The organism is Nonomuraea sp. NPDC004186 (assembly GCF_053603495.1).
The window spans coordinates 83623-105664 of sequence record NZ_JBSGFQ010000004.1 but is presented as its reverse complement, the minus strand read 5'-3'; the positions used below and the strand labels follow the sequence as shown (position 1 = coordinate 105664).

Sequence of the window (22042 nt, the reverse complement as noted above, 5' to 3'; positions counted from 1 at the left end):
GGCAGTGGCGGGCAGGTTCGTGATCAGTGAGGACGGGCAGGGCGGATTCCGGTTCGCCCTCGTGGCGAACAACGGGCAGACGCTCGCGGTCGGCGAGGGCTACCCGAGCAAGGCCGCCTGCGTGAACGGCATCGAGACCGTGCGCAGGAACGCTCCCGAGGCCGCCATCGACGACCGGACCGGGCGGGGCCTAGGAGACCAGAGCCTTCTCTGACGCGGCCGCGCGCCGCTTCCTCCTGCGCCGCACCACCAGCCAGAACGCCGCCGCGACGGCCAGCACGGCCACGACCCCGGCCGTGACGGGCGAGCGCGCGGCCAGCTCCAGCCAGCCCCACACGAGCGCCGTGATGCCGAACCACCAGATCGGCGCCCAGGTCAGGCAGCCCAGCGCGCTCGCGACCACGTACCAGGGGTAGGACACCCGCAGCGCCCCCGCCACCCACGGCAGCGTGTGCCGGAGCATGGGCACCCAGAAGCAGCCGTAGACGGCCAGCGCGCCCCACTTCTCGACGACGTGCTCGATCTTCGCGATGCGCTCGCGTCCCACCCGGGCGCCGACGCGCGAGTCGTAGAGCTTCACGCCGAGCTTGCGCCCGACCCAGTAGTAGACCTGGAACGCGCCGAACAGGGCCAGGATCAGGATGGCGCCCACCAGCCAGTAGGGCAGACCGAGCCAATAAGGCCTCGTGGGATCGGCGATGCCGGTCATGCTCTCCCACCCCTCCCAAGCCTTAGGTCAGCCTTACCTTAGTTCAAGTTGCAAGCTTTCGCCATATCGGCTTGCAAGCCGCCGCAACCAGCCGACAAGCAGGCCTCAACCACCCGAGCTCACTCTATGGGTGAGGCAAAAGGGGTGTTGAAGATGGCGTCGAGAAGCGCGGCCGTCCTGGCGAGTGGCACGACGAACGCGGTCAAGCTCATCGTGGCCGCCCTGGCGTTCACCAGCGCGTACATCGGCTTCTCCGCCTACAGCGCAGCCGACGGCGCGCCGGCCGCCGTGACGACCATCACCCTGTCGGCCCGCGAGGTGCCCGTCGCCGAGGAGCTGGCCCCGGCCGCCCAGCCCGGCCAGGTCACCCTCGGCGGACTGGCCGGCGCCTGCTCGGGGCCGCTCGTCGCGCGCAGCGTGCTCGTCAGCCCCGAGCCCGGCCGGAGCGTGCACTACGGCTGGAAGCTCGCCCGCTGGAGCCCCTCCACCAAGTCGTGGCGCACGTACCTGGTCGACTACGACGGCTTCGTGGGCTCCGCGCAGACCGTCGAGTGGCGGCCCGAGCTCTCCGGCGACCCCGGCTGGTATCGCGTCGAGCTGTCGGCCAAGGGCGTCAAGACCGTCATGAGCGACCGTTTCCAGGTGAGCTGCTGACCGACCGCCGCGCCGCCTCCACCCAGCGCGGCACGCCGACCCGCTCGGCCACCTCCAGGGCCTTCTCGTAGTGGGCGCGGGCCGCGTCCGGCTGGCCCAGGCGCACGGCGAGGTCGCCCAGCGTCAGCGCCACCGGCCACAGCGCCACCACGCCGGTGCCCGCGCCCGCCACCCGGTCGGCGAACGGTTTGAGCTTGTCGTAGCAGTCGACCATCCGCTCCCGGTCGTCGAGCAGCATGCCGGCCAGCGCCCGCCAGGTCATCGCCAGCTCGTAGAGGAAGTCGGGCCGCACCGGCGGGCGGGTGGCGGCCACGGCCTTGGCGTCCTGGAGGTGCCCGGACGAGGCCAGGGCCAGCGCGTACGCGTCGAGCGTCCACTTGGCGCCCCGCCGGTGGGCGTCGGCGAGCAGGTCGACCATCTCGGCCGCCCGGCCGTCCACCAGATGCAGGCAGAACGTCGTGATCAGCGGGAGGTCCTGGCGGCCCTCCAGCATGCCCGCCCGCGCCGTCATCCTGGTCGCGTCGCGATAGGCCCGCTCCGCGCCCGTGTAGTCGCCGGCGATCATCAGCCGCTGGCCCGCGTACCAGACCACGACCGCGGCCGGCGCCGACAGGTCGTACTGCCTGGCCAGGGCGTCGGCGGCGGACGCGTGCTGGTCGGCGACCGCGAACTCGCCCCTGGCCGCCGCGCACTCCAGCAGCACCAGGTGGGCCAGCGCCTGCGTGGCCATCTGCCCCGAGCGCTGCGCGACCTCCAGCAGCTCCCTGCCGATGCTCTCCCGGGTGTCCACGGCGGGGATGTCGTACGACTGCCGCAGCCGCCCGCTCAGCGCCGCCGCGATCAGCGTCGGGTCGCCGCTCTGCCGGGCCAGCTCCAGCGCCTCCAGCGACGCCTGACGACCGCGCTCGGGGGAGGAGGAGCCCTCCAGCTCCAGCGCCAGCGTGGTCAGCAGGCTGGCCCGCAGCCGCTGCTCACCCTCGGGCAGCTCCATGAGCGCCTTCTCGGTGATGTCGACGATCTCCCACGCGGTGCGGGTGAAGTCGCGCGCGATGCCCTTGTGCGGCACGGCCAGCGACGCCGCCACCTTGGCGGTGATCTCCAGGTCGCCCAGCGGCAGCGCGGCGTCCATGGCCTGGCGGCGCAGCAGCCGGGCCGCCGTCATGTCGCCGCACAGCGCCAGCGCCCTGATCTGGCGCAGCATGAGCCGCAGGCGCTCCTTGCTGCGCTCGGGCGTCTGCGCGCCGCTCTGCTCGTCGCGCGAGCGGTCGAACGCCGCGATCGCCTGCTCCCACAGGGTGGCCGCCTCGCGGTGGGCGAAGCGCCGCTCCGCCTGCTCGGCCGCCAGCCCCGCGTAGTGGACCGCCTTCCCGGCCGCGTCGGCCAGGAAGTAGTGGTGGGCAAGCGCCGCCACGTCGGACGGCGTGTGCTGCTCGATGACCGCCGCCACGGCCGCGTGCAGCCGCGTGCGGCGCAGCCTGGAGGCGTCGGAGTAGATCGTGTCGCGCACCAGGTCATGGTCGAACCTGAGCAGCCCCGGACCCGGCTCGGTCACCAGCCCGGCCAGCAGCGCCGCCTCCACGGCCTCGATCACCGCGTCCTCGTCGCCCGACACGGCGATCAGCACGTCGAGATCGACGTCGCGCCCGATCACGGCGGCCTGGAGCAGGATCTGCTGGGCGCCCGACGGCAGCCGCGAGATGCGCCGCCGCAGCACGTCGCGCACGCCGGAGGGCACCTGCGAGAGCACCTCGGTGGCGCTGGCCCGGTCGGCCGCGCCCTCGGAGTCGAGCAGGCGCACGGTCTCGCGGACGAAGAACGGGTTGCCGCCCGTGCGCTCGACGATCGACTCGACCGCGTCCTCGTCGATGTCGCGTACGCACGTCGCCTTGACCAGCTCGGCCACGGCCTTCGGGTCGAGCCCCGACAGGCCCACGCGGACCGGGCCCAGCCTGGCCAGCGCGGCCAGCACGTCGGACTGGCGGTCGTCGAGCTCGCTCTCCCTGCACGTCACCACGAGCAGCACCCGGCTGGTCGCCAGCAGGCTCGGCAGCGCGCGCAGCAGGGCGAGCGTCTGGTCGTCGGCCCAGTGGAGGTCCTCCAGGGTCAGCAGCACCGGCGCGCGGCGCGCGACCCCGGCCAGGTAGCCGCCGACCGCGCGGTGCAGCCGGAAGCCGCCGGACGCCTCGTCCTCGTCGGGGTCGGGGGCGGCGTCGTCGAGCAGCGGCGCGAGCAGCTGCGCGTATTCGCCCGCGCCGGTCGCGACGGTGAGCGTGCGCAGGATCTCCACCCACGCCCAGCCCGGCGGGGTGGCGCTGGAGTCGGGGCACGCGCCGGACGCGGTGATCCAGCCGTCGGTGGCGAGCCTGCTCTCCAGCTGGCGCAGCAGCGTGGTCTTGCCCGCGCCCGCGACCCCGGCCACGATCGCGACCTGGAACCGGCCCGTGCGCGAGGCCGCCGTGGTCAGCCTGGCCAGCTCGGCGTCGCGGCCGACGAACGGCTCGGGCTCCAGCGGCGGCGGCTCGACGGCCGCGGCCGGCCTGGGCGGCCAGGTGTCGGTGACCGGCGCGGCGGGCCGCGCGGGGCGCGCGGTGACGGCCAGATCCAGCTCCGGGGACTGCGCCAGGATGTCGGACTCCAGCTTGCGCAGCGCGGGCCCCGGGTCGATGCCCAGCTCGTCGGCCAGGATGTTCCTGGCCCGGCGCAGCGCGGCCAGCGCGTCGCCCTGCCGGCCGCAGCGGTAGAGGCCCAGCGCCAGCAGCCGCCAGCCCTCCTCGCGCAGCGGGTTCTCGGTGGTGAGCGCCTCCAGGTCGGGAACGGTCTCGGCGTGCAGGCCGAGCCGCAGCCCGGTGTCGGCGTGCCGCTCGCGGGTCACGAGGCGCAGCTCCGCCAGTCGGTTGACCTCGGCCTCGGCCCACGACTGGTCGGCGAAGTCGGAATAGGGAGTGCCGCGCCACAGGCCCAGCGCCTTTTCCAGGCGGCCTCGGGCGGACTGCGGATCGCCCTCTTCGAGGTGCTCGCCCGCCGCGCGGACGAGCTGCTCGAACTTGAGCGCGTCGACCTGGTCGGAGGCCACCCGCAACGCGTAGCCGGACGCGACCGTCACCAGCAGCCGGTTGGGCCCCCCGCGCGGGCGGCCGGGCTCCAGCACCCGGCGCAGGCGCGAGATGTAGACCTGCAGGCCCGACTGCGCGCCCTTGGCCCCGTCGTCATCCCACAGATCGTAAAGAAGCGTGTCAACGGGCACGACCTGACCTCTGGCCACGAGAAGCCGGGCGAGGACGGCCCGCTGCCGCAACCCGCCGAGGTCGAGTTCGTCGTCGTGTTCGTACGCCTCGACTGGCCCCAGAACTCGGAACGCCACCATGTCAGCCGCCACGCTATGCGGGCCTAGGAATCACGCACAAGGTCTTTGATGGGTTTGGGATTGTCACTACTGGGCCTTCGAGATCGCGGATGGGGGCTCCGCCCCGGCGTTCCGGCCGTTGCGCCTGCGCAGGAGCGCCCATGCGCCCAGAGCCAGGCCGCCGAACGGGATCTCGATAGTGTAAGTCCAGAAGCCGAAAAGCAGTGCGGTCGCGGTGGCCGGAGCGACTCCGACACCGAACCCCTCGGTGAGGAGGAGCACCACGCCGCCCTCCATGATCCCGGCCCCGCTGGGCGTGATCAGGACGGCGGTGAGCACGCGGGAGAGGGCGAAGACGGCGATCGACTGGGCGAACCCCGGCCAGGCGCCCGTCACCTGGAGGCACAGCGCCATGATCGACCACTGGAACCCCAGGAAGAACACCATCGCCAGCGACAGCCCGGGCCATCTCGACCTGACGACGCCGGCGGTGTCGGCACGCAGCTTGTGGAACGCGTCCGAGGCGTGGATCTTCAGCCGCAGCAGCCGGGTGACGCCGTCGAGCGCGCGGCCGAGCGCGACGGCGGCGCGGTCCCAGTAAAGAGCGACCGCCACGATCACGCAGAGCACGAGGATCGAGATCGCGCCCGTCCACCCGGCCTTGGCGACGGTGGGATTGGGCGCCTCGCCGGCCGCCAGCAGCGCGATGATCCCGACCGCCGGCAGGATGAACCTGAACATCGTGTTCCAGATGCCGCTGACCAGCGTCATGACCACGATCGACCGGCTGGAGAAGCCCCAGCCCCTGGTCATCGCGAACGACACCGCCACGCCGACCGCCCCGCCGAACGGCAGCAGGTTGCTGACCGCGCTCCCGGCCGCGTTGAGCGTGAGGCCCTGGAGGTTGTTGAGGCCGGGCAGGGAGTTGGTCAGCACGAACGTGTACGCCAGCAGGCTCAGCAGCCACAGCACGGTCATCAGCGCGATCTCGCCGGCGCCGAGCGTGCCGAAGACCTTGCCGATCTCGTGCCAGGAGACGGGCTTGCCGGTGAGCGTGCGCACGATCTGCGGAAGGTAGACCACGAGCAGCACGGCCAGCCCGAGCGACAGCACGGACAGCGCGATCTGGAGCCACTTGTTCTTCATCGGGGTCCAGTCTGACGGGTCGCCGGACGAGGATCCTCCTTCGGAGGAATCATTTCGGCCACTGGTCGAAGGGATGAGTGAGCCGGGTGCCCGGCGGCAGGTCGCGGCGGACGTACCACTCGGTGCCGAAGACGAGGCGGTAGATCGGGCGCGGGACCTTCAGCATGACGGCGAGCGTGCGGTCGCTGTCGCCGCCGCTGGCCTGGGAGGCGTGCGCGGCCATGGACGCCCGTTTCTGGCGGGTGTATTTCCTGACGTTGACCCGGTGGGTGATCGTCTCGCTCGACGAGTACGCGCTCTCGAACGTCCGTACGTCGAACTCCGGCGGGAACTTGTAGAACCGCCCCGCCAGCCGCAGCAGCCTGACCAGCGGATCGCGGTTGACCGTCGCCTCCAGGACGATCTCGGTCCCGGCGATCTTGGCCGCCCGCTTGCCCACCCGGTGCACCTGCACGTGGTCGGGGTGCCCGTAGCCGCCCGCCGGATCGTAGATCGCCAGCAGGTCGGCCTCCTCCTCCTGCAGGATCGCGGCCAGCGCCTTGGCCGCAGCCTCGGTGTCGGCGTCGATGAAGGCGTTGTCGGGCCGCTCCTCGGCGATGCCGCCCTTGGGGCTCAGCCCCGAGTCGCCGTAGCCGAGGCACTCCACGCGGGCGCAGCCGAGCAGCGCGGCCGACTCGTAGAGCTCCTTGAGCCTGGTCTCGCCGAGCGCCTCGCCGGGCTCCATCTCGGCCAGGCCGCGCTCGCCCGCGGTGGCCACCACGAGCACCACGCGGTGTCCCTCGGCCGCGAGCATCGCCATGGTGCCCGCCGTCAGCAGGGCCTCGTCGTCAGGGTGAGCGTGAAAGAACACTGCGGTACGTGGAGGCACACGCCCAGATTAGTCTGGGAGGGGTGCGGATCTTTCACGTGAGCGACTGTTACCTGCCGCGACTCGGAGGGATCGAGGTCCAGGTGGCCGATCTCGTGCGGATGCAGCGGGAGGCGGGACACGACGTCTCCGTGGCCACGGCGACGAGGGGCGAGCCGCTGCCGGGGGTCCACCGGATCGTCGCCAGAATGCCGTTCGACCTGCCCGTTCACCCGTTCGGAGTGGGGCATCTCACGCGCCGGCTCACGTCCCTGCGCCCCGACGTGGTGCACGTGCACACGGGGGCGGTCTCGCCGTTCGCCTGGATGGGCGTGCGGGCCGCCGCGCGGGCCGGGCTGCCGTGCGTGGTGACCGTGCACAGCATGTGGGACCCGGTCACGCGGGCGCTCTACCGGCTGCTGCGGCTGGCGTTCGGCTGGCAGCGGTGGCGGCTGGTGGCGACCACGGTCAGCAACGCCGCCGCGGTCCCGATCCGCGCCGTGGCCGGGCCCGAGGTGCCGGTCCGGGTGGTCTCCAACGGCCTCGACCTGTCGGGCTGGGCGCCGCCTCCCGGCACGCCCGACCGGCAGGAAGAGGTGCACGAGGTGCACATCGTCGCGGTGGGCCGGCTGGCGCCGCGCAAGCAGCCCGTACGCCTGCTGAGGCTGCTCCAGGCGGCCAGGCGGCGGGTGCCCGCCGGGATCCCCATGCGGGCCACCATCGTCGGCGACGGGCCGGCTCGCGGCCAGATGGAACGTTTTCTCGCCCGGCACGGCATGGCCGGCTGGGTCTCCCTGCCGGGCCGCTACACGCGGGAGCAGGTCGCGAAGGTGCTGGAGGCCGCGGACGTGTTCGTGGCGCCCGCGCCGCGCGAGTCGTTCGGCATCGCGGCGCTGGAGGCGCGGGCGGCGGGGCTGCCCGTGGTGGCCAGGGCGCAGAGCGGGGTCGCCGACTTCGTCGCGGACGGCACGGAGGGGCTGCTCGGCCACACGCTCGGCGACCTGGCCCGCGCGGTGGCCCGGCTCTGCACGGACGCGGCGCTGCGCGAGTCGATCGCCGCGCACAACCGGGCGACCCCTCCGGCGGCGGGCTCGTGGCCGTCGGTCCTCGACGGGTTCGACCGGGCCTACGCGGAGGCGCTTCAGCCGCGCCGGAGCACCACGTAACCGTCGCGCTCGAACACCTTCGCGTACCCCTGGCCCTGCAGCGCGTCGACCGCGGCGCGCTGCTCGTCCGCCGAGCCGAAGGGGAACTCCCAGCGGGAGGTGTCGGCCACCACCCACGGCGCGCCGTGCGACTGGGCCGTCCACAGCAGGACGGTGGTCCTGGAGGTCAGGGCGGGGCCGACGGAGTTGACCGCCTCGACGGTGACCCCGGAGGGCACCTTGCTCACGGCCTCGGCGGCGGCGGCCGCCTTGGGCTCCTGGTAGAAGGGCGGATGGTAGAGCTGGTCCAGCGCGAATCTGGGCACCAGGGTGATCGCGACCACGCAGGCGGCCGTCGCCCAGGCGAGCTTGAGCGAGGTGTCGTCGGAGCGCTTCATCCAGCGCAGCAGCCTGGCCAGCCCGTCCACGCCCGCGCAGAAGAGGATGACCACGGTGAACGCGCTGTACTGGAAGTCGGCCTGCCACCACTGGGAGCGGTCGGACAACATGCGCTCCAGCACGTGCGGCAGCGCCACCAGCGACAGCGGCGAGAGCAGGCACAGCAGCAGCGTCGGCCACACCAGCAGGAACAGCGTGTCGACCTTGGCCTCCTCGCTGAACGGCAGCAGCACGGCCGCGATCGGGTCGCGCAGCAGCGCCAGGATCGCGCTCGGCACGTCGGGGCCGAGATGGTTGTAGGCCCAGAAGTCCTTGGAGTCGCCGCCGAAGGCTGTGATCGCCAGCCCGCGTACGAGCAGGACGGCCCCCATCCCGAGCGCCATGCACAGCAGCCCCCGCAGCCGGTCGCCCAGGACGAGCAGGCACAGCCCCGCCCCGATCACCATCAGCCCCATGTCCTCCTTGACCAGCAGGAGGTCGAGCATCGCGATGAGGGCGGGCAGCCGGTGGCCGGCGTGGTAGCGCTCGATCATGATCGCGGTGAGCACGGGGACGAACATGACCTCGTGCGCGTCGAACGCGACGGCCTGCGCGACGGGCCACGACAGCGCGTACGCCACGGAGACCAGGTAGGCGGGCGCCACGCCGAGCACGCGCCGGGTGAACAGCCAGATGAACGGGATCGCGGCGGCGAACAGCAGCGCCTGCGCGACGATCAGCGTCTCGGGCCCGTCGTGGATCCAGTAGAAGGGCGCGAGCATCGCGTAGACGGGCGAGAAATGGTCGGCGAGCTGCACGTAGTCCATGCCCCGCCCGTGGAACATGCCCAGCACGGGGATGTGCGGCGGCCGAAGCGCCGCGTAGTTGCGCACCGCCTGGTCCACGATCACCAGGTCGAACGACGTGGCCCGGAACGTGGCCAGCTTGACCAGGCCGAGCACGGCGTAGGCCACCGCGGCGACGAGCGCGATGGCGCCCACGCGTACGCGGTGGCCGGACAGCCGGATCTTCCAGAGGAAGGCGGCGGCGGACGCCCCCTGTCGCGCCGCCAGAGTGTCACCCGTCACGGGCAGCAAGGGTAGAACGAATCCACCCGAACGTGGCGCGGCCGCCGCGCCGTCCTGCCCCCCACAGGCGGAACGGCGACCGCGGGCTCAGCGTCAGCTGCAGGCAGAGGTGATCTTGGTCGAGAAGCCCTGCATCTTGCCCGTGAACGAGGACACTTCGGCCAGGTCGCCCTTCTCCAGGGTCTCGAAACCGGCGGCGAGGTCGTTCAGCGCGGCGGCGACTTCGCCGTCGTACTTGCCCGCGAGCTCCTTGGTCTTGCCCGCCGCGTCCTTCGAGGCCGTGCCGATGGCCTTCGTGTCGGTGGCGTCCTTGGTGATCGCGGTGGTCCACTCATTCATGATCTTGGTGGCCTCCTGGGCGGCGGTGTTGCAGTCAACCGCCTGGCCCAGCGCACCACAGCCGGTGCTCGTGAGGACAGCAAGGGTCAGCGTCGCGGCCGCGACGGCCAGGCGACGACGAGGGGGAGTCATTTCTTGCCCTTCGGTGGTTTCTACGAACGAAGGGAACATTATGGATCAGCCCTTGACTGTCGCTTGCACCCCACTAACACCACGGGTATCAAGTGGGCGTAAAGCCTCAGCGGGCGAGCCAGCGTTTGCGCGGGTAGCGGACGGTCAGGCTGCCGTACTTCGTGCTACCGCTGATCACCACGTGCACGGCGCCGGGGCGGGGCCTGCCGGGCACGTCGGAGGTGTGGACCTGGCCCCAGTCGCTGCGGAAGGCGTCCACGTTCGCGACGCCGCCGTCCGGGAGGATGATCTTGGCGGAGCCGTACGCGAGGTCGAGCTCGATGTCCACCACCGGGTGGGTGATGACGGCCTCGGAGAGGTCCAGCTCGACGCCGCCGTACTTGGAGGCCACCCGCAGCCGCCGGGGGACGGCCCAGTCGCCGGCGCGCTTGATCTGGCCGTTCTTGGACTCCAGGTCGACCACGTCGTCGACCTGCGGCTGGTCGGTGGGGAGATCCTCGATCAGGCCCAGCAGTTCGCCGTAGGTCCTCGCGGTGAGGGCGATCTCAAGGCGGTCTTCGAGCTCCAGCTGGGTGAGCCGGCCTTCGGCGAAGGCGTGCTGGAGCTGTTGCGCGGTGCGCTCTCGGTCCTCGTCGGACACTCGCATCTGCAATTGCGACATATCTTGAGCATAGAGTCGCAGCGCTCAGAACGGGAGTTGTCGGCCGGAAGGGGTGCGGAGATCAAGGGGGAGCGGCCCCCGGACGAGGCGGGGGCGGCGAACGACCCGGATTCGCTTCACGCCAATTACCTACCCACCGGATTGCTGTGAAGTCATCTTCCTTGGGTAGCGTGAATGCTGATGTTGGCGGAACCGTTCACGCACCCGGCGCTCCTCTATCGGGGCGACCGGGAATATGTGGCTGCCACCAGCGCATTCGTCCGCGCGGGGCTGGCCCTGGACGAGCCTGTCGCGATCGCGGTGCCGGCCCGCAATCTGGCCCTGATCGAGGCCGAGCTCGGCGACGACGCCAAGGCCGTGCACCTGCTCGACATGCAGGAGGCCGGGCGCAATCCGGGGCGGATCATCCCCGCCGTGCTGCGCGACTTCGCCGACCGGCATACCGGCGGGCACGTGCGGATCATCGGAGAGCCGATCTGGCCGGGGCGCACCAGGACGGAATACGGGGCCGCCGCGCAGCACGAGGCGCTGATCAACCTGTCGTTCGCGGGGCGGCGGGTCACGATCCTGTGCCCGTACGACGCCGACCGGCTCGCTCCCGAGGTCCTCCAGGAGGCGGAGCGCACCCACCCCGTGCTGTGCGACCTCTCGGGGGAGTGGGCCAGCGCCGAATACGCGCCCGAGCTGGTGGTGTCCGCGCACAACCGGCCGCTCGACGAGCCCGCCGACTTCGTCTCGCTGCGCTTCGATCGCACCAGCCTGTCGGCGGCCCGCGGCCTGGCCGCGCGGCGGGCGGCGGAGATGGGATTCTCCGGCGACCGGCTCGACGACATCCAGCTGACGGTGGCCGAGCTGGGCGCCAACAGCCTCGACCACGGCGGCGGCTCGGGCACGATCCGGGCCTGGGCCGAGGACGGGCGGCTGGTGTGCGAGGTCAGCGACGCCGGGCACATCACCGACCCGCTGGTGGGCCGCCGCCCGGTCGACCCGCGCCACGCGGGGTCTCGCGGCCTGCTGATCGTCAACCTCCTGAGCGACCTCGTACGCGTGCACACCCGCCCGGGGGCGACCGCCATCCGCGTCTACTTCGACGCGCCCGGCCCCGTCGCCTGAGCCCGGCCGGCCACTACCCCTCGATCTCCGACATATCCGGATAACGGGTGCCGGCGACGGCGTCCGCCGGGACGGCGCGGGCCAGGGCGGCGAGCTGGTCGGCGGTCAGCGTGATGTCGGCCGCCGCCGCGTTCTCCTCCAGGTACGTCAGCCGCTTCGTCCCCGGGATCGGCACGACGTCGTCCCCCTGGGCCAGCACCCAGGCCAGCGCGAGCTGCGCGGCGGTGATCCCGGCGGCGTCGGCGATCTTCCGTACCTCCGCGACCAGCCCGGCGTTGCGCTCGGCGTTCTCGCCCGCGAGGCGCGGCATCCACCGGCGGACGTCGTCCTCGGACAGCTCCTCCACGGGCGGCAGCGCGCCGGACAGGAAGCCGCGGCTGATCGGCGAGTACGCCACCAGCGCCACGCCCAGTTCCCTGGCCGTGGGCAGGATCTCCGCCTCCAGCCCCCGGGTGAACAGCGAGTACTCGCTCTGCAGGGCCGCGATCGGGTGGACGGCCGAGGCCCTGCGCAGGGTGCCCGCGCTCACCTCCGACAGCCCGAGATGGCCTACCTTGCCCTGCTCGACCAGCTCGGCCATCGCGCCGACCGACTCCTCGACGGGGACGTTCCTGTTGCGGCGGTGCATGTAGTACAGGTCGATGTGGTCCACGCCGAGGCGCCGGAGCGAGGCGTCGCAGGCGGCCCTGATGTACTCCGGGCTGTTCTCGACGGAGCGGGTGCCGCCGCCGCGCTTGACGCCGAACTTGGTGGCCAGCACCACCTCGTCCCGCCGGTCCCTGACGGCCCGGCCGACGAGCTCCTCGTTGGCCCCGAGCCCGTACGTGTCGGCCGTGTCCAGAAAATTCATGCCCAGGTCGAGTGCGCGGTGGATGACGGCGATCGACTCCTTCTCGTCGCCCGGCCCGTAGAAGTCGGACATGCCCATGCAGCCGAGGCCCAGCGCCGAGACCTGAGGCCCGCGGTTCCCGAGAGTGCGCTTCTTCATGTTTCCAGGTTCACCCCTGGAGTGCGTTCCAGGTCAAACCGGGTCAGGCGCCCGGGACCCACCCTGAGGGGGGAGTCCCTACTCAGGGTCACGTCTGCGCAGGTGGCCGGGTGTTCTCAGGGTCGTTTCCGACCGAGGTATTAAGGGATCGTTCAGGTCACTTCAGGGTCGATCTCCGATATTCCGCGAGGCCGCTTTCCACGAGCTTTGAGGCATGAAGGCATTGCTTGTCAGCGGATTCGCGGCCATCGGCACCGGAAGCGGCGCCATGCTCACCCTCCACGCGGAATCCGACCTCGACCCGTTGCACAGCGTCATCAGCGAGTACGCCTTCCAGGCGTCCGGCTGGTTGCTGCCCGCCTCGCTGACGTTGTTCGCGGTGGGCTCCGCGTTGATCGCCGAGGCGATGCGCCGCGCCGGGATGAGCCGCTGGGTCGTCGCGCTGCTGCTGGCGTGGGGGGCGAGCATGTTCCTGATCGGCGCCTTTCCCACCGACCGGCCGGGAGTGCCGCTGTCGTTGTCGGGTGGCATCCACCGCTACGCCGCCTTCGCCGCGTTCCTGGTGATGCCCGCGGCGGGGATGCTGCTGGCCAAGGCCAGGATCCGGTACGCCAGGGCGGTGCGGATCCTCAGCGGGGTGGCGCTCGGAGCCCTGCTGCTGGTCGTGGTCCCGTACGTGGTGCGGATGTTCGGCATCCCGTTGACCAACGACGAGATCCCGGCCGGGCTGACCCAGCGGGCCGTGGTCGTCACCGAAATCGGCGTGCTGGCGCTGGCCGGGCTGTCGATGCTCAAGCCGCTGGCTCAGCGCTCCCAGGGCGGCTCCTCGCCCAGCTTGGCGTAGTAGCGCGCCAGGTGCTCCTTGACGGGTTCGATGTCCTTCTTCGGCAGATCGACCCCGCCCCTGGCGCCCTCTATGACCGCGGCCGCGGCGAACACGGCCCGGGGCACCGCCTTCAGCTCCCCGTTCACGACGTCGGCGATCGGCAGCTTGTACGCCCCGAACTCGTCGGCGTTGTCGGCGTCGTACCAGATGAAGGCCTCGCGGTATTTCGCGTTCGGCTTGTCCTCGGCGTCCGCCCACTTGCGCACCCGCTTGTCCGCCGCGGCGGCGTCCCACTCGCGGTCGCGCTCGGCGAGGGGCAGGTCGTGGAATCGCGTAACGGTCATATGAGGCGGCTACCCCTGACGTAGGCGTGAAACGGCTTGCCCGGGATAGAGGTACGGGCCCGATCACGATGTGGGAGTGCTGAGATGACGATTTTGATTGCGTATGACGGTTCCGACGACGCCAAGGCCGCGATCGCCTTCGCGGGCGAGCTCCTGAAGGGGGAGTCCGCCGTCGTGCTGACGGTGTGGGAGCGGGCGGCGATGGCCTCGGCCAGGGCCTCCGCCGGGCTCATGATGGCGATCGACCAGTTGGGCACGGAGGACGCGGCGATCGAGGTGGCGATGCGGGAGCTCGCCGAGCACGGCGCGGACCTCGCCCGCAAGGCCGGCCTGGACGCGACCCCTCGGTGCGATGCGGACTCGGTGGCGGTGTGGTCGACGATCGTGGACGTGGCCGACGAGATCGACGCCAGGCTCGTCGTGACGGGGACGCGGGGCTTCGGCGGGGTGCGTTCGCTGCTGCTCGGCAGCACGTCCGACCGGGTGCTGCACAACGCGGGCCGGCCGGTGCTGGTCGTGCCCGCCCCCGCCACCGACGAGGCCACCGACGACGCCACTGACGACGCGGAGACCTGACAGCGGGCGTTCACCCCGCCGTCGGCCGGGTTGTCGGTGCGATGCGGCAGAGTGGGAGCCTCCTGAGGCGGGAGAGGGGGCGGGCACGTGCCGGAGGAGCTGTCGCGGCGGCTCGGCACCACCGACGCGGTCGTGGTGGGGCTGAGCGCGATGATCGGCGCGGGCGTGTTCGCGGCCTTCGCGCCCGCGGCGGCCGCGGCGGGCGCCTGGCTGCCGGTGGCCCTCGTGCTGGCCGGCGTCGTGGCGTACTGCAACGCCACCTCCTCGGCCCGCCTGGCCGCGCTCTACCCCGAGTCCGGCGGCACCTACGTCTACGGCAGGCGGCGGCTCGGCCCGCTCTGGGGCTACCTGGCGGGCTGGGGCTTCACGGTCGGCAAGACGGCCTCGTGCGCGGCGATGGCGCTCACGTTCGGCGCCTACGTCGCCCCCGCGCTGGCCAGGCCGCTGGCCGTCGGCGCGGTCGCCGCGCTGACGGCGGTCAGCCTGTACGGCGTGCAGCGCTCGGCCGGGGTGGCCCGGGTGATCGTCGTGTTCGTGCTGGCCGTGCTCGCCGCGGTGGTGGTCACGGGGCTGCTCGGCGACGACACGGTCACGTTCGGCTGGTTCGCCTACGAGCCCCTGCCCGGGTCACAGGTCGACGTCTGGGGTGTGTTGCAGGCGGCCGGGCTGCTGTTCTTCGCGTTCGCCGGTTATGCCCGGATCGCCACCCTCGGCGAGGAGGTGCGCGACCCGGCCCGCACCATCCCGCGGGCGGTCGGCATCGCGCTGGGCGTCACGTTCGTCGTCTACGCGCTGGTCGCGGTGGCCGCGCTGCGCGCGCTCGGGCCGGAGCTGCTGGCCAGGTCCCCGGCGCCGCTGGCCGGCGTCGTCAGGGCGGCCGGGGCCCCATGGCTGGTGCCGGTGGTGGGCGCCGGGGCCGCGGTGGCGGCGCTGGGCGCGCTGATGGCGCTGCTGCTGGGCGTCTCGCGCACGGTCCTGGCCATGGCGCGCGAGCGCGACCTGCCCGGCGCGCTGGCCGTGGTGGATCCGGCGCGGCAGGTGCCGCGCCGGGCCGAGCTGGCCGTCGGGGCCGCGGTGATCGTGCTGCTGCTGGTCGCCGACCTGCGGGGGGCGATCGGGTTCTCGTCGTTCGGCGTGCTGGTCTACTACGGCATCGCCAACGCGTGCGCGCTCACGCTCGACCGCGCGGAAGGCGCGCCGCCCCGGCCGGTCGCCGGGCTGGGGCTGGGCCTGTGCGTGCTGCTGGCCGCCACGCTCCCGCCGGCGTCGGTGCTGGCGGGCCTGGCGGTCTTCGCGGTCGGCCTGGCCGTCTGGCTGGTCCGCCACCGCGCCGGGCGTTAACGGGTGGCCGGGGCGGGTGCAGGTCGTTAGCATGGGCGGCATGACGATCTCGCCGAAGATGATGGCCCCTTAGGGGGTTTCGTCGGCGACGTCTTGTCGAGGCCCTGCGAGCCGGGGCCTCTCGTCGTGTTCGGGGCCCCTTGGAGGCACCTGATGTATCTCACGACGACCATCCCGTACGTCAACGCCCGTCCCCACCTCGGGCACGCCCTGGAGCTCGTGCAGGCCGACGTGCTGGCCAGGCACCACCGGCGGCGCGGCGAGCCGGTGCGGTTCCAGACCGGGACCGACGACAACTCGCTGAAGAACGTGCTGGCAGCCGAGGCGGCGGGCGTGCCGGTGCGGGAGCTGGTGGACCGGAACGCGGCCGCGTTCGAAGGGCTGCGGGGGCCGCTGGACCTGTCGTTCGACTCGTTCATCCGGACGAGCGTCCACCCCGGGCACCGGGCCGGGGTCGAGCGGATCTGGGAGGCGACCGGGCACGACCTCTACCAGCGGCACTACGAGGGGCTCTACTGCGTGGGCTGCGAGCAGTTCTACCCGGAAGGCCCCTGTCCCGACGGGCACGAGGCGCCGCTGCAGCGCGTCTCCGAGCACAACTGGTTCTTCCGGCTCTCCCGCTACCAGGACGCCCTGAGCGAGCTCATCCGCGGCGGGCGGCTCGGGATCGAGCCGGTCGCGCGGCGGAACGAGGTGCTGGCGTTCATCGAGGCCGGGCTGGACGACATCAGCGTCTCGCGCTCCGCCGCCCGCGCCCGCGGGTGGGGGATCCCCGTGCCCGGCGACCCGGACCAGGTGGTGTACGTGTGGTGGGACGCGCTGGCCAACTACGTCACCGCCCTCGAAGGGGACGACTACGACCGCTGGTGGGTCTCCGAGCGGCGCAAGGTGCACCTGATGGGCAAGGGCGTGATCCGGTTCCACGCCGTGTACTGGCCGGCGATGCTTCTCTCCGCGGGCGAGCCGCTGCCCACGGAGATCTTCGTGCACGACTACCTCACGGTGGGCGGCCGCAAGATCAGCAAGTCGTCGGGCGGCGCGGCCGATCCGGTGGCGCTCGTGGACGCGTACGGGGTCGATGCCGTGCGGTGGTGGCTGCTGCGCGAGGTGCCGCGCGTGGGCGACGCCGACTTCACCGAGGAACGGCTGGTCGCCCGGGCGGACGAGGACCTGGCCAACGGCCTGGGGAACCTGGTCAACCGGGTCGTCACCATGGTCCACCGCTTCCTGGACGGCCACGTGCCCCCGGCAGGGGAGGAGCTGGCCGCGGTGCCGGTGGACGAGGCGCTGGAGGCATTCGATTTCCGGCGGGCGGCGACGGCCGTCTGGGCGCTCGTCGAGGAGGCCAACAGGTACGTCGAGCGGACTCAACCGTGGCGGCAGCCCCGGGCCGGGCAGGAGGCCGCGCTGGGGACGCTGGTGCACGCCTGCCGGACGCTGGCCGTACAGCTGGAGCCCTTCCTGCCGACGGCGGCGGCTCGGGTGGCGGCTGCGGTCGCCGGCGAGCGGCTGCCCCGGCCCGAGCCGCTGTTCCGCCGCCTCGCCACGGCCGGAGTGGCTGGTTGACGGAGTCCCGGAGGGAGCCTACGGTGGCGCACACCGACCAGCCGGTATGGAGGCGCCCATGGCCACCGTCCCCACCATTCGCGGCCCCGTAGACGTCGAGGAGCTCGGGCAGACGCTCATGCACGAGCACGTGTTCGTCCTCGCCACCGAGCACCTCGACAACTACGGCAGAGGTGCCTGGTGGGACGAGGAGGCCCGGGTGGCGGACGCGGTCGCCAAGCTGAACGCGGTGGCCGCGAAGGGCGTGCGGACGATCGTCGACCCGACGGTGTGGGGCCTCGGCCGCTACATCCCGCGCATCCAGCGCGTCGCCGAGCAGGTGCCCGGCCTGAACATCGTGGTCGCCACCGGCATCTACTCCTTCGAGGAGCTGCCCCACCAGTACGAGCACCGCGGCCCCGGCCTGTTCATCGACATGCCGGACCCGATGATCGACGACTTCGTCCGCGACCTCACCGAGGGCATCGCCGACACCGGTGTGAAGGCGGCGTTCCTCAAGTGCGTGGTCGAGCAGAAGGGCCTGACGCCCGGCGTCGAGCGCATCTGCCGGGCCGTCGCGCAGGCGCATCTGCGCACCGGCGCGCCGATCACCATCCACACGAACTCCTTCACGCAGAGCGGGCTGATCGCGCTCGACCTGTTCGCCAAGGAGGGCGTCGACCTGGCGAAGGTGGTCGTCGGGCACGCGGGCGACAGCAACGACCTCGACTACCTCATGCGCCTGGCCGACACGGGCGCGACGCTGGGGATGGACCGGTTCGGGCTGGATCCGTACAACCCGACCGCGCAGCGGGTGGCCACGGTCGCGCAGCTGTGCGGGCGCGGATATGCCGATCGCATGGTCCTCAGCCACGACACGGCGTGCTTCATGGACTACTTCGGCGGCGCCTGGGACGAGGCCCGCTCAACGCTCGCGCCGAACTGGCGCTACGATCACATCCACGACGACGTCTTGGCCGCACTGCTGGACTCGGGTGTGACCGACGACCAGATTGAGCAGATGCTGGTGTTCAACCCGAAGCGCTACTTCTCGTAAAGTAGGTGGATCGGGCGAGCAATGCAGGTAGGTGGAGCTGGGTGACTTCGGAGCAGGCCTTGTCGATAAGCCTCGGGCTCCAGGGACCCTGTGTCATCGCGCGACTGACGGGGGACTTCGACTTCGGGTCTGCCGCCGAGGTCCGTGATCGTGTCACCAAGGCCCTCGATCTCACCCAGCCCCCGATGCTCGTCATCGACATGCAGGCGGTCAGCGTCTGTGACTCCTCCGGCCTGTCCGTGCTGGTCTACCTGCACAAGGCCGTCACCGCCTCGGGCGGCCGGCTGCTGCTGGCAGGGCTGAACGGCCGGTGCAAGCACCTGTTCGCGATCACCGCGCTCGACAAGTTCTTCGACATCCGCACCACGGCCGAGCTGGCCATCGCCGAGCTCAACGAGCCCGGGAGCTTCACCGCGTAGCCCGCTGGCCTCATGGGAGAACGGATAACCGTTTCGTATCGGATCTTCTTTACCGCCGCCACACTCATGGCGGCACCCGCCAGCTCATCCGCACCAAGGTCTACTTCGGCCGGTGCAGAGAGCACCGTGCGGACGCGGTCCCTGTCTCAGGCTTACAACAACTGGCTGGACGGCTTCAGCAGCTTCAACCGCTACGCCAACACGTACGTCTCGTACAGGTACTACCGCTGAGCGGCCGCCAGGGGCCAAGCCGACCCCCGGCTGAGCCCCTGGCTCACGCGGTGACGAGGAGTGCCACCCCGATCAGCACCGCGACCGGAACGAGCCACATCACGGCCTCGACAGCGAACTCCTTGTACATCGCGCAAATCTCCTAACAGCGACTCGAGTACGTCACTGCGCAGCATAGCGGCCCGCGCCGCCTGCTCGACCCGGATCAGGCCGTGACGGCGCCGTCCGAGGCGGAGGCCACTGTCGCCATGTACTTGGTCAGCACCCCCCGCTCGACCTCTCTCTCGGGCCGCTTCCACGAGGCGCGGCGCAGCGCCAGCTCCTCCTCCGGCACCACCAGCTCGATCGCCCCCGCCGCGCTGTCGATGACCACCGTGTCACCGTCGCGCACCAGCGCGATCGGCCCGCCGTGGTACGCCTCCGGCGCCACGTGCCCGACGACGCGCCCGTGCGAGACCCCGCTGAAGCGCCCGTCGGTGACCAGCGCCACCGAGGCGCCGAGGCCGCGGCCGACGAGCGGACCCGTGATCGAGAGCATCTCCTGCATGCCGGGACCGCCCGCGGGGCCCTCGTAACGCAGGACGATGACGTCGCCCGGCACGATGTGACCCTCCTGGATGGCGACGTAGCAGTCGTGCTCCGAGTCGAACACCTTGGCCGGGCCCTCGTGGCGGAAGTCGTCCTTGCCGCCCAGCTTGAGCACGCAGCCGTCGGGCGCGAGCGAGCCCCGCAGGATGGCCAGCGCGCCACGCGGCTTGAACGGCTCGGCCACGCTCGCCACCACCTCCTGCCCCGGCGTCTCCTCGGCGTCGGCCGCGACCTCCGCCAGCGTGCGGCCGTCCACCAGCGTGGCGTTCTCGCGCAGCAGCCCGGCCTCCAGCAGGCGGCGCACCACCAGCGAGGTGCCGCCGGCCCGCCACAGGTCCAGGGCCGTGTGGTCGCCGCCGCTCGGCTTGAGCCCCGTGATGATCGGGACCCGGCGGCAGACCTCGCCGATCTCGTCGATGCGCAGCGGCAGCCCCGCCTCGCGGGCGATGGCCAGCAGGTGCAGGACGGCGTTGGTGGAGCCGCCCATGGCGGCGACCGAGACGATCGCGTTGTGCAGGGCGTCCGCGGTCAGCACCCGCGAGGGGCGGGCGTCGCGGGCCAGCGCCTCCATGGCGATCTCGCCGACCCGCCGGGCCGCGGCGTTCTTCTCCTCGGCCACCGCCGGGATGTCACCCACCCCGAACGGCGCCAGGCCGAGGAAGTCGGCGACGCTGCCCATGGTGTTGGCGGTGTACTGGGCGGCGCAGGTGCCGGCGCCCGGGCAGGCGTGCTTGGCCAGGTCGTCCAGCTCCGCCTGGTCGAGGCGGCCGACGGCGCGCTCGCCGAGGGCCTCCCACATGTCCTGGATCGTGACGTCGCGTCCGCGCCACCTGCCGGGCATCATCGTGCCGCTGTAGAGGACGACGGCGGGCACGTCCAGGCGGGCGAGCGCCATGATCCCGGCCGGCACGGTCTTGTCGCAGCCCACGATGACCACCAGCGCGTCGAAGCCGTGCGCGCGGCCCATGAGCTCGATCGAGTCGGCGATGACCTCGCGGCTGACCAGCGACGTGCGCATCCCGGGGGTGTGCATCGTGAGGTTGTCGGAGACCGCGATCGTGTTGAACTCCATCGGCGTGCCGCCCGCCGCGCGCACCCCCTCGGCCACGTGGGCGGCCAGCTCGCGGTGGGTGAGGTTGCACGGCATCGTGCCGGTCCAGGTGGAGGCGATGCCGACCACCGGGCGGCGCATGTCCTCCTCCGACCAGCCCATGGCGTACAAGTGGGAGCGGGCCGGTGCGCGGTCGGGGTCGTCGGCGATGCTCAAGGCGCTGTCCTTCGTCGTGCGGGTCGTTACGCCTCCATGATCTCGCGCTCACTGTTCGCGCATGCGCCAGGGTGACCCGTACTCCACCAGGAGGTCCAGGAACGGGCCCGGCTCGAACGCCTCGGGCCCCAGCACGCCCGTGCCCTTCCAGACCCCGTTCGCCATCAGTTCCAGGGCCACGACCGGGTTCACGGCGGTCTGCCAGACCACGGCCTGGGAGCCGTACTCGCGCATCGACCACTGGTTGTCCACCACGTGGTAGAGGTACACCTCGCGGGGCCGCCCGTCCTTGACGCCCTTCACCCAGGTCCCGGCGCAGGTCTTGCCGCGCATGCGGTCGCCGAGGCCCGCCGGGTCGGGCAGCACGGCGGCCACCACGTCGCGCGGCGACACCCTGGCGGTGCCGTCGTCGGTCCGGACCGCGACCGGCTCGGTGCGGTCCACGCCGAGCGCGTGCAGGGTCTTGAGCTTGCCGATGAAGTCCTCGCCGAGCCCGTACTTGAAGGTGACCCGCTGCGCCGGGATCCACCGGGGGACCAGCATGACCTCCTCGTGCTCGACGTTGACGCACTCCACGGGGCCGATCCCGTCGGGGAAGTCGAAGATCTCGGGCTCGCTGAACGGCTCGGTGGTGTACCAGCCGCGGTCCTTCTCGTAGATGACCGGCGGGTTGAGGCACTCCTCGATGGTGGTCCAGATGCTGAACGACGGGGCGAACTCGTAGCCGTCGACGGTCAGGTTGGCGCCGTCCCTGATGCCGATCTCCTCGATCTCGTCGAAGAGCTCGTCGGCGGCGTAGCGGGCGAACACGTCGGCCAGGCCGGGCTCCACGCCCATGCCGACCAGCGCCAGCCGGCCCTGCGCGGCCCACTCGGCGGCGCGGGCGAACTGGTCGTCGCCCAGCTTGACCCCCACCTCCTCGTACGGGCGGTCGGGGTGCGGCCTGGACATCGACATGGCCATGTCGAGGTAGTCGGCGTCGGCCGCGAGGGCCGCGTCGAACAGCGGCAACACGAATCGGGGGTCGGTCGCGTTCAGGAGGACGTCGCACCGGTGCTCTTTCAGCAGCGCGGTGACCGCGGCCCGGTCGGCCGCGTCGATCTTGACAGGGGTGAACCGGTCCGCCTGCTCGCCCAGCGCGGCGACGGCGGCCTTGGCGCGGGGGAGATCGTAGTCGGCGACCACCATGTGGTCGAGAAAAGGGCGGCGGGCGGCGATCCGGGTGATGGCGGTTCCCACGCCGCCGGCTCCAACGAGAAGGATACGCATGACGATAAGTCCCCTTTTAATGCTGTTTTGGGGGGT

21 protein-coding genes are annotated in these 22042 nt (G+C 71.8%); 10 read left to right on the top strand and 11 right to left on the bottom strand.

Features of this window, described 5'->3' with window-relative positions:
* Positions 1-4 precede the first annotated feature (4 nt).
* The gene (locus ACWEPL_RS04705; protein WP_363981897.1) at positions 5-214 is read left to right on the top strand and encodes a YegP family protein; all 210 of its coding nucleotides are present in this window, start codon (positions 5-7) and stop codon (positions 212-214) included.
* Here ACWEPL_RS04705 and ACWEPL_RS04700 read toward each other — a convergent pair.
* Positions 191-709 (bottom strand): DedA family protein, encoded by a 519-nt coding sequence (locus ACWEPL_RS04700; protein ID WP_355199461.1) that lies wholly within the window; start codon positions 707-709, stop codon positions 191-193. The two genes, ACWEPL_RS04705 and ACWEPL_RS04700, sit on opposite strands and share 24 nt — an antisense overlap.
* A gap of 153 nt (positions 710-862) precedes the next feature.
* On the opposite strand from ACWEPL_RS04700, the gene ACWEPL_RS04695 reads away from it, so the two are divergent.
* Complete coding sequence (locus ACWEPL_RS04695; RefSeq protein ID WP_452435220.1) at positions 863-1363, top strand: hypothetical protein; 501 nt, start codon at positions 863-865, stop codon at positions 1361-1363.
* Here ACWEPL_RS04695 and ACWEPL_RS04690 read toward each other — a convergent pair.
* The 3 genes from ACWEPL_RS04690 to ACWEPL_RS04680 all read right to left on the bottom strand — a co-directional run bounded on the left by ACWEPL_RS04690 (position 1332) and on the right by ACWEPL_RS04680 (position 6702).
* Positions 1332-4727 (bottom strand): BTAD domain-containing putative transcriptional regulator, encoded by a 3396-nt coding sequence (locus tag ACWEPL_RS04690; protein WP_350728114.1) that lies wholly within the window; start codon positions 4725-4727, stop codon positions 1332-1334. The genes ACWEPL_RS04695 and ACWEPL_RS04690 overlap by 32 nt on opposite strands.
* A gap of 66 nt (positions 4728-4793) precedes the next feature.
* Positions 4794-5852: a lysylphosphatidylglycerol synthase domain-containing protein gene (locus ACWEPL_RS04685; protein WP_363981904.1), complete on the bottom strand. Its 1059-nt coding sequence runs from the start codon at positions 5850-5852 to the stop codon at positions 4794-4796.
* A 49-nt stretch (positions 5853-5901) separates the two neighbouring features.
* The gene (locus ACWEPL_RS04680; protein ID WP_350728112.1) at positions 5902-6702 is read right to left on the bottom strand and encodes a PIG-L deacetylase family protein; all 801 of its coding nucleotides are present in this window, start codon (positions 6700-6702) and stop codon (positions 5902-5904) included.
* Between the two features lie 56 nt (positions 6703-6758).
* Between ACWEPL_RS04680 and ACWEPL_RS04675 the strand changes: the two genes are divergently transcribed.
* Positions 6759-7865, top strand: coding sequence for a glycosyltransferase (locus tag ACWEPL_RS04675; protein ID WP_452435219.1), 1107 nt, complete (start codon positions 6759-6761; stop codon positions 7863-7865).
* On the opposite strand, the gene ACWEPL_RS04670 is transcribed toward ACWEPL_RS04675, so the two are convergent.
* The 3 genes from ACWEPL_RS04670 to ACWEPL_RS04660 all read right to left on the bottom strand — a co-directional run bounded on the left by ACWEPL_RS04670 (position 7841) and on the right by ACWEPL_RS04660 (position 10442).
* A complete protein-coding gene (locus tag ACWEPL_RS04670) occupies positions 7841-9310 on the bottom strand; it encodes a DUF2079 domain-containing protein (RefSeq protein WP_452435218.1) in 1470 nt (489 codons plus the stop codon). The genes ACWEPL_RS04675 and ACWEPL_RS04670 overlap by 25 nt on opposite strands.
* A gap of 93 nt (positions 9311-9403) precedes the next feature.
* Positions 9404-9820 carry a hypothetical protein gene (locus tag ACWEPL_RS04665; protein WP_363981917.1) on the bottom strand — a complete coding sequence of 139 codons (417 nt, stop codon included), beginning with the start codon at positions 9818-9820 and terminating at the stop codon, positions 9404-9406.
* Positions 9821-9887: 67 nt separating this feature from the next.
* The gene (locus tag ACWEPL_RS04660) at positions 9888-10442 is read right to left on the bottom strand and encodes a DUF1707 SHOCT-like domain-containing protein (protein WP_363981920.1); all 555 of its coding nucleotides are present in this window, start codon (positions 10440-10442) and stop codon (positions 9888-9890) included.
* A gap of 180 nt (positions 10443-10622) precedes the next feature.
* Here ACWEPL_RS04660 and ACWEPL_RS04655 point away from each other — a divergent pair, with 180 nt between their 5' ends.
* A complete protein-coding gene (locus ACWEPL_RS04655) occupies positions 10623-11555 on the top strand; it encodes an anti-sigma factor RsbA family regulatory protein (protein ID WP_452435217.1) in 933 nt (310 codons plus the stop codon).
* A 13-nt stretch (positions 11556-11568) separates the two neighbouring features.
* Here the strand turns inward: ACWEPL_RS04655 and ACWEPL_RS04650 are convergent, their stop codons facing one another.
* Positions 11569-12543 carry an aldo/keto reductase gene (locus ACWEPL_RS04650; protein WP_452435216.1) on the bottom strand — a complete coding sequence of 325 codons (975 nt, stop codon included), beginning with the start codon at positions 12541-12543 and terminating at the stop codon, positions 11569-11571.
* A gap of 214 nt (positions 12544-12757) precedes the next feature.
* Here ACWEPL_RS04650 and ACWEPL_RS04645 point away from each other — a divergent pair, with 214 nt between their 5' ends.
* The gene (locus ACWEPL_RS04645) at positions 12758-13387 is read left to right on the top strand and encodes a DUF998 domain-containing protein (RefSeq protein ID WP_355199451.1); all 630 of its coding nucleotides are present in this window, start codon (positions 12758-12760) and stop codon (positions 13385-13387) included.
* Here ACWEPL_RS04645 and ACWEPL_RS04640 read toward each other — a convergent pair.
* A complete protein-coding gene (locus tag ACWEPL_RS04640; RefSeq protein WP_363981929.1) occupies positions 13348-13713 on the bottom strand; it encodes a hypothetical protein in 366 nt (121 codons plus the stop codon). The genes ACWEPL_RS04645 and ACWEPL_RS04640 overlap by 40 nt on opposite strands.
* 84 nt (positions 13714-13797) lie before the next feature.
* On the opposite strand from ACWEPL_RS04640, the gene ACWEPL_RS04635 reads away from it, so the two are divergent.
* The 5 genes from ACWEPL_RS04635 to ACWEPL_RS04615 all read left to right on the top strand — a co-directional run bounded on the left by ACWEPL_RS04635 (position 13798) and on the right by ACWEPL_RS04615 (position 18651).
* Complete coding sequence (locus ACWEPL_RS04635) at positions 13798-14289, top strand: universal stress protein (protein WP_452435215.1); 492 nt, start codon at positions 13798-13800, stop codon at positions 14287-14289.
* Between the two features lie 87 nt (positions 14290-14376).
* Positions 14377-15630 carry an APC family permease gene (locus ACWEPL_RS04630; RefSeq protein ID WP_452435214.1) on the top strand — a complete coding sequence of 418 codons (1254 nt, stop codon included), beginning with the start codon at positions 14377-14379 and terminating at the stop codon, positions 15628-15630.
* A 153-nt stretch (positions 15631-15783) separates the two neighbouring features.
* Entirely contained in the window at positions 15784-17196 is a 1413-nt protein-coding gene (locus ACWEPL_RS04625; RefSeq protein ID WP_452435213.1) for a methionine--tRNA ligase, read from the top strand.
* A gap of 58 nt (positions 17197-17254) precedes the next feature.
* A complete protein-coding gene (locus tag ACWEPL_RS04620; RefSeq protein WP_363981941.1) occupies positions 17255-18232 on the top strand; it encodes a phosphotriesterase family protein in 978 nt (325 codons plus the stop codon).
* 41 nt (positions 18233-18273) lie between these two features.
* The gene (locus tag ACWEPL_RS04615) at positions 18274-18651 is read left to right on the top strand and encodes an STAS domain-containing protein (RefSeq protein WP_363981944.1); all 378 of its coding nucleotides are present in this window, start codon (positions 18274-18276) and stop codon (positions 18649-18651) included.
* Between the two features lie 436 nt (positions 18652-19087).
* Here the strand turns inward: ACWEPL_RS04615 and ilvD are convergent, their stop codons facing one another.
* On the bottom strand, positions 19088-20737 hold the full coding sequence (gene ilvD, locus ACWEPL_RS04610) for a dihydroxy-acid dehydratase (protein ID WP_350728098.1): 1650 nt from the start codon (positions 20735-20737) through the stop codon (positions 19088-19090).
* A gap of 48 nt (positions 20738-20785) precedes the next feature.
* On the bottom strand, positions 20786-22006 hold the full coding sequence (locus tag ACWEPL_RS04605) for a saccharopine dehydrogenase family protein (protein ID WP_449970425.1): 1221 nt from the start codon (positions 22004-22006) through the stop codon (positions 20786-20788).
* Between the last annotated feature and the right edge of the window lie 36 nt (positions 22007-22042).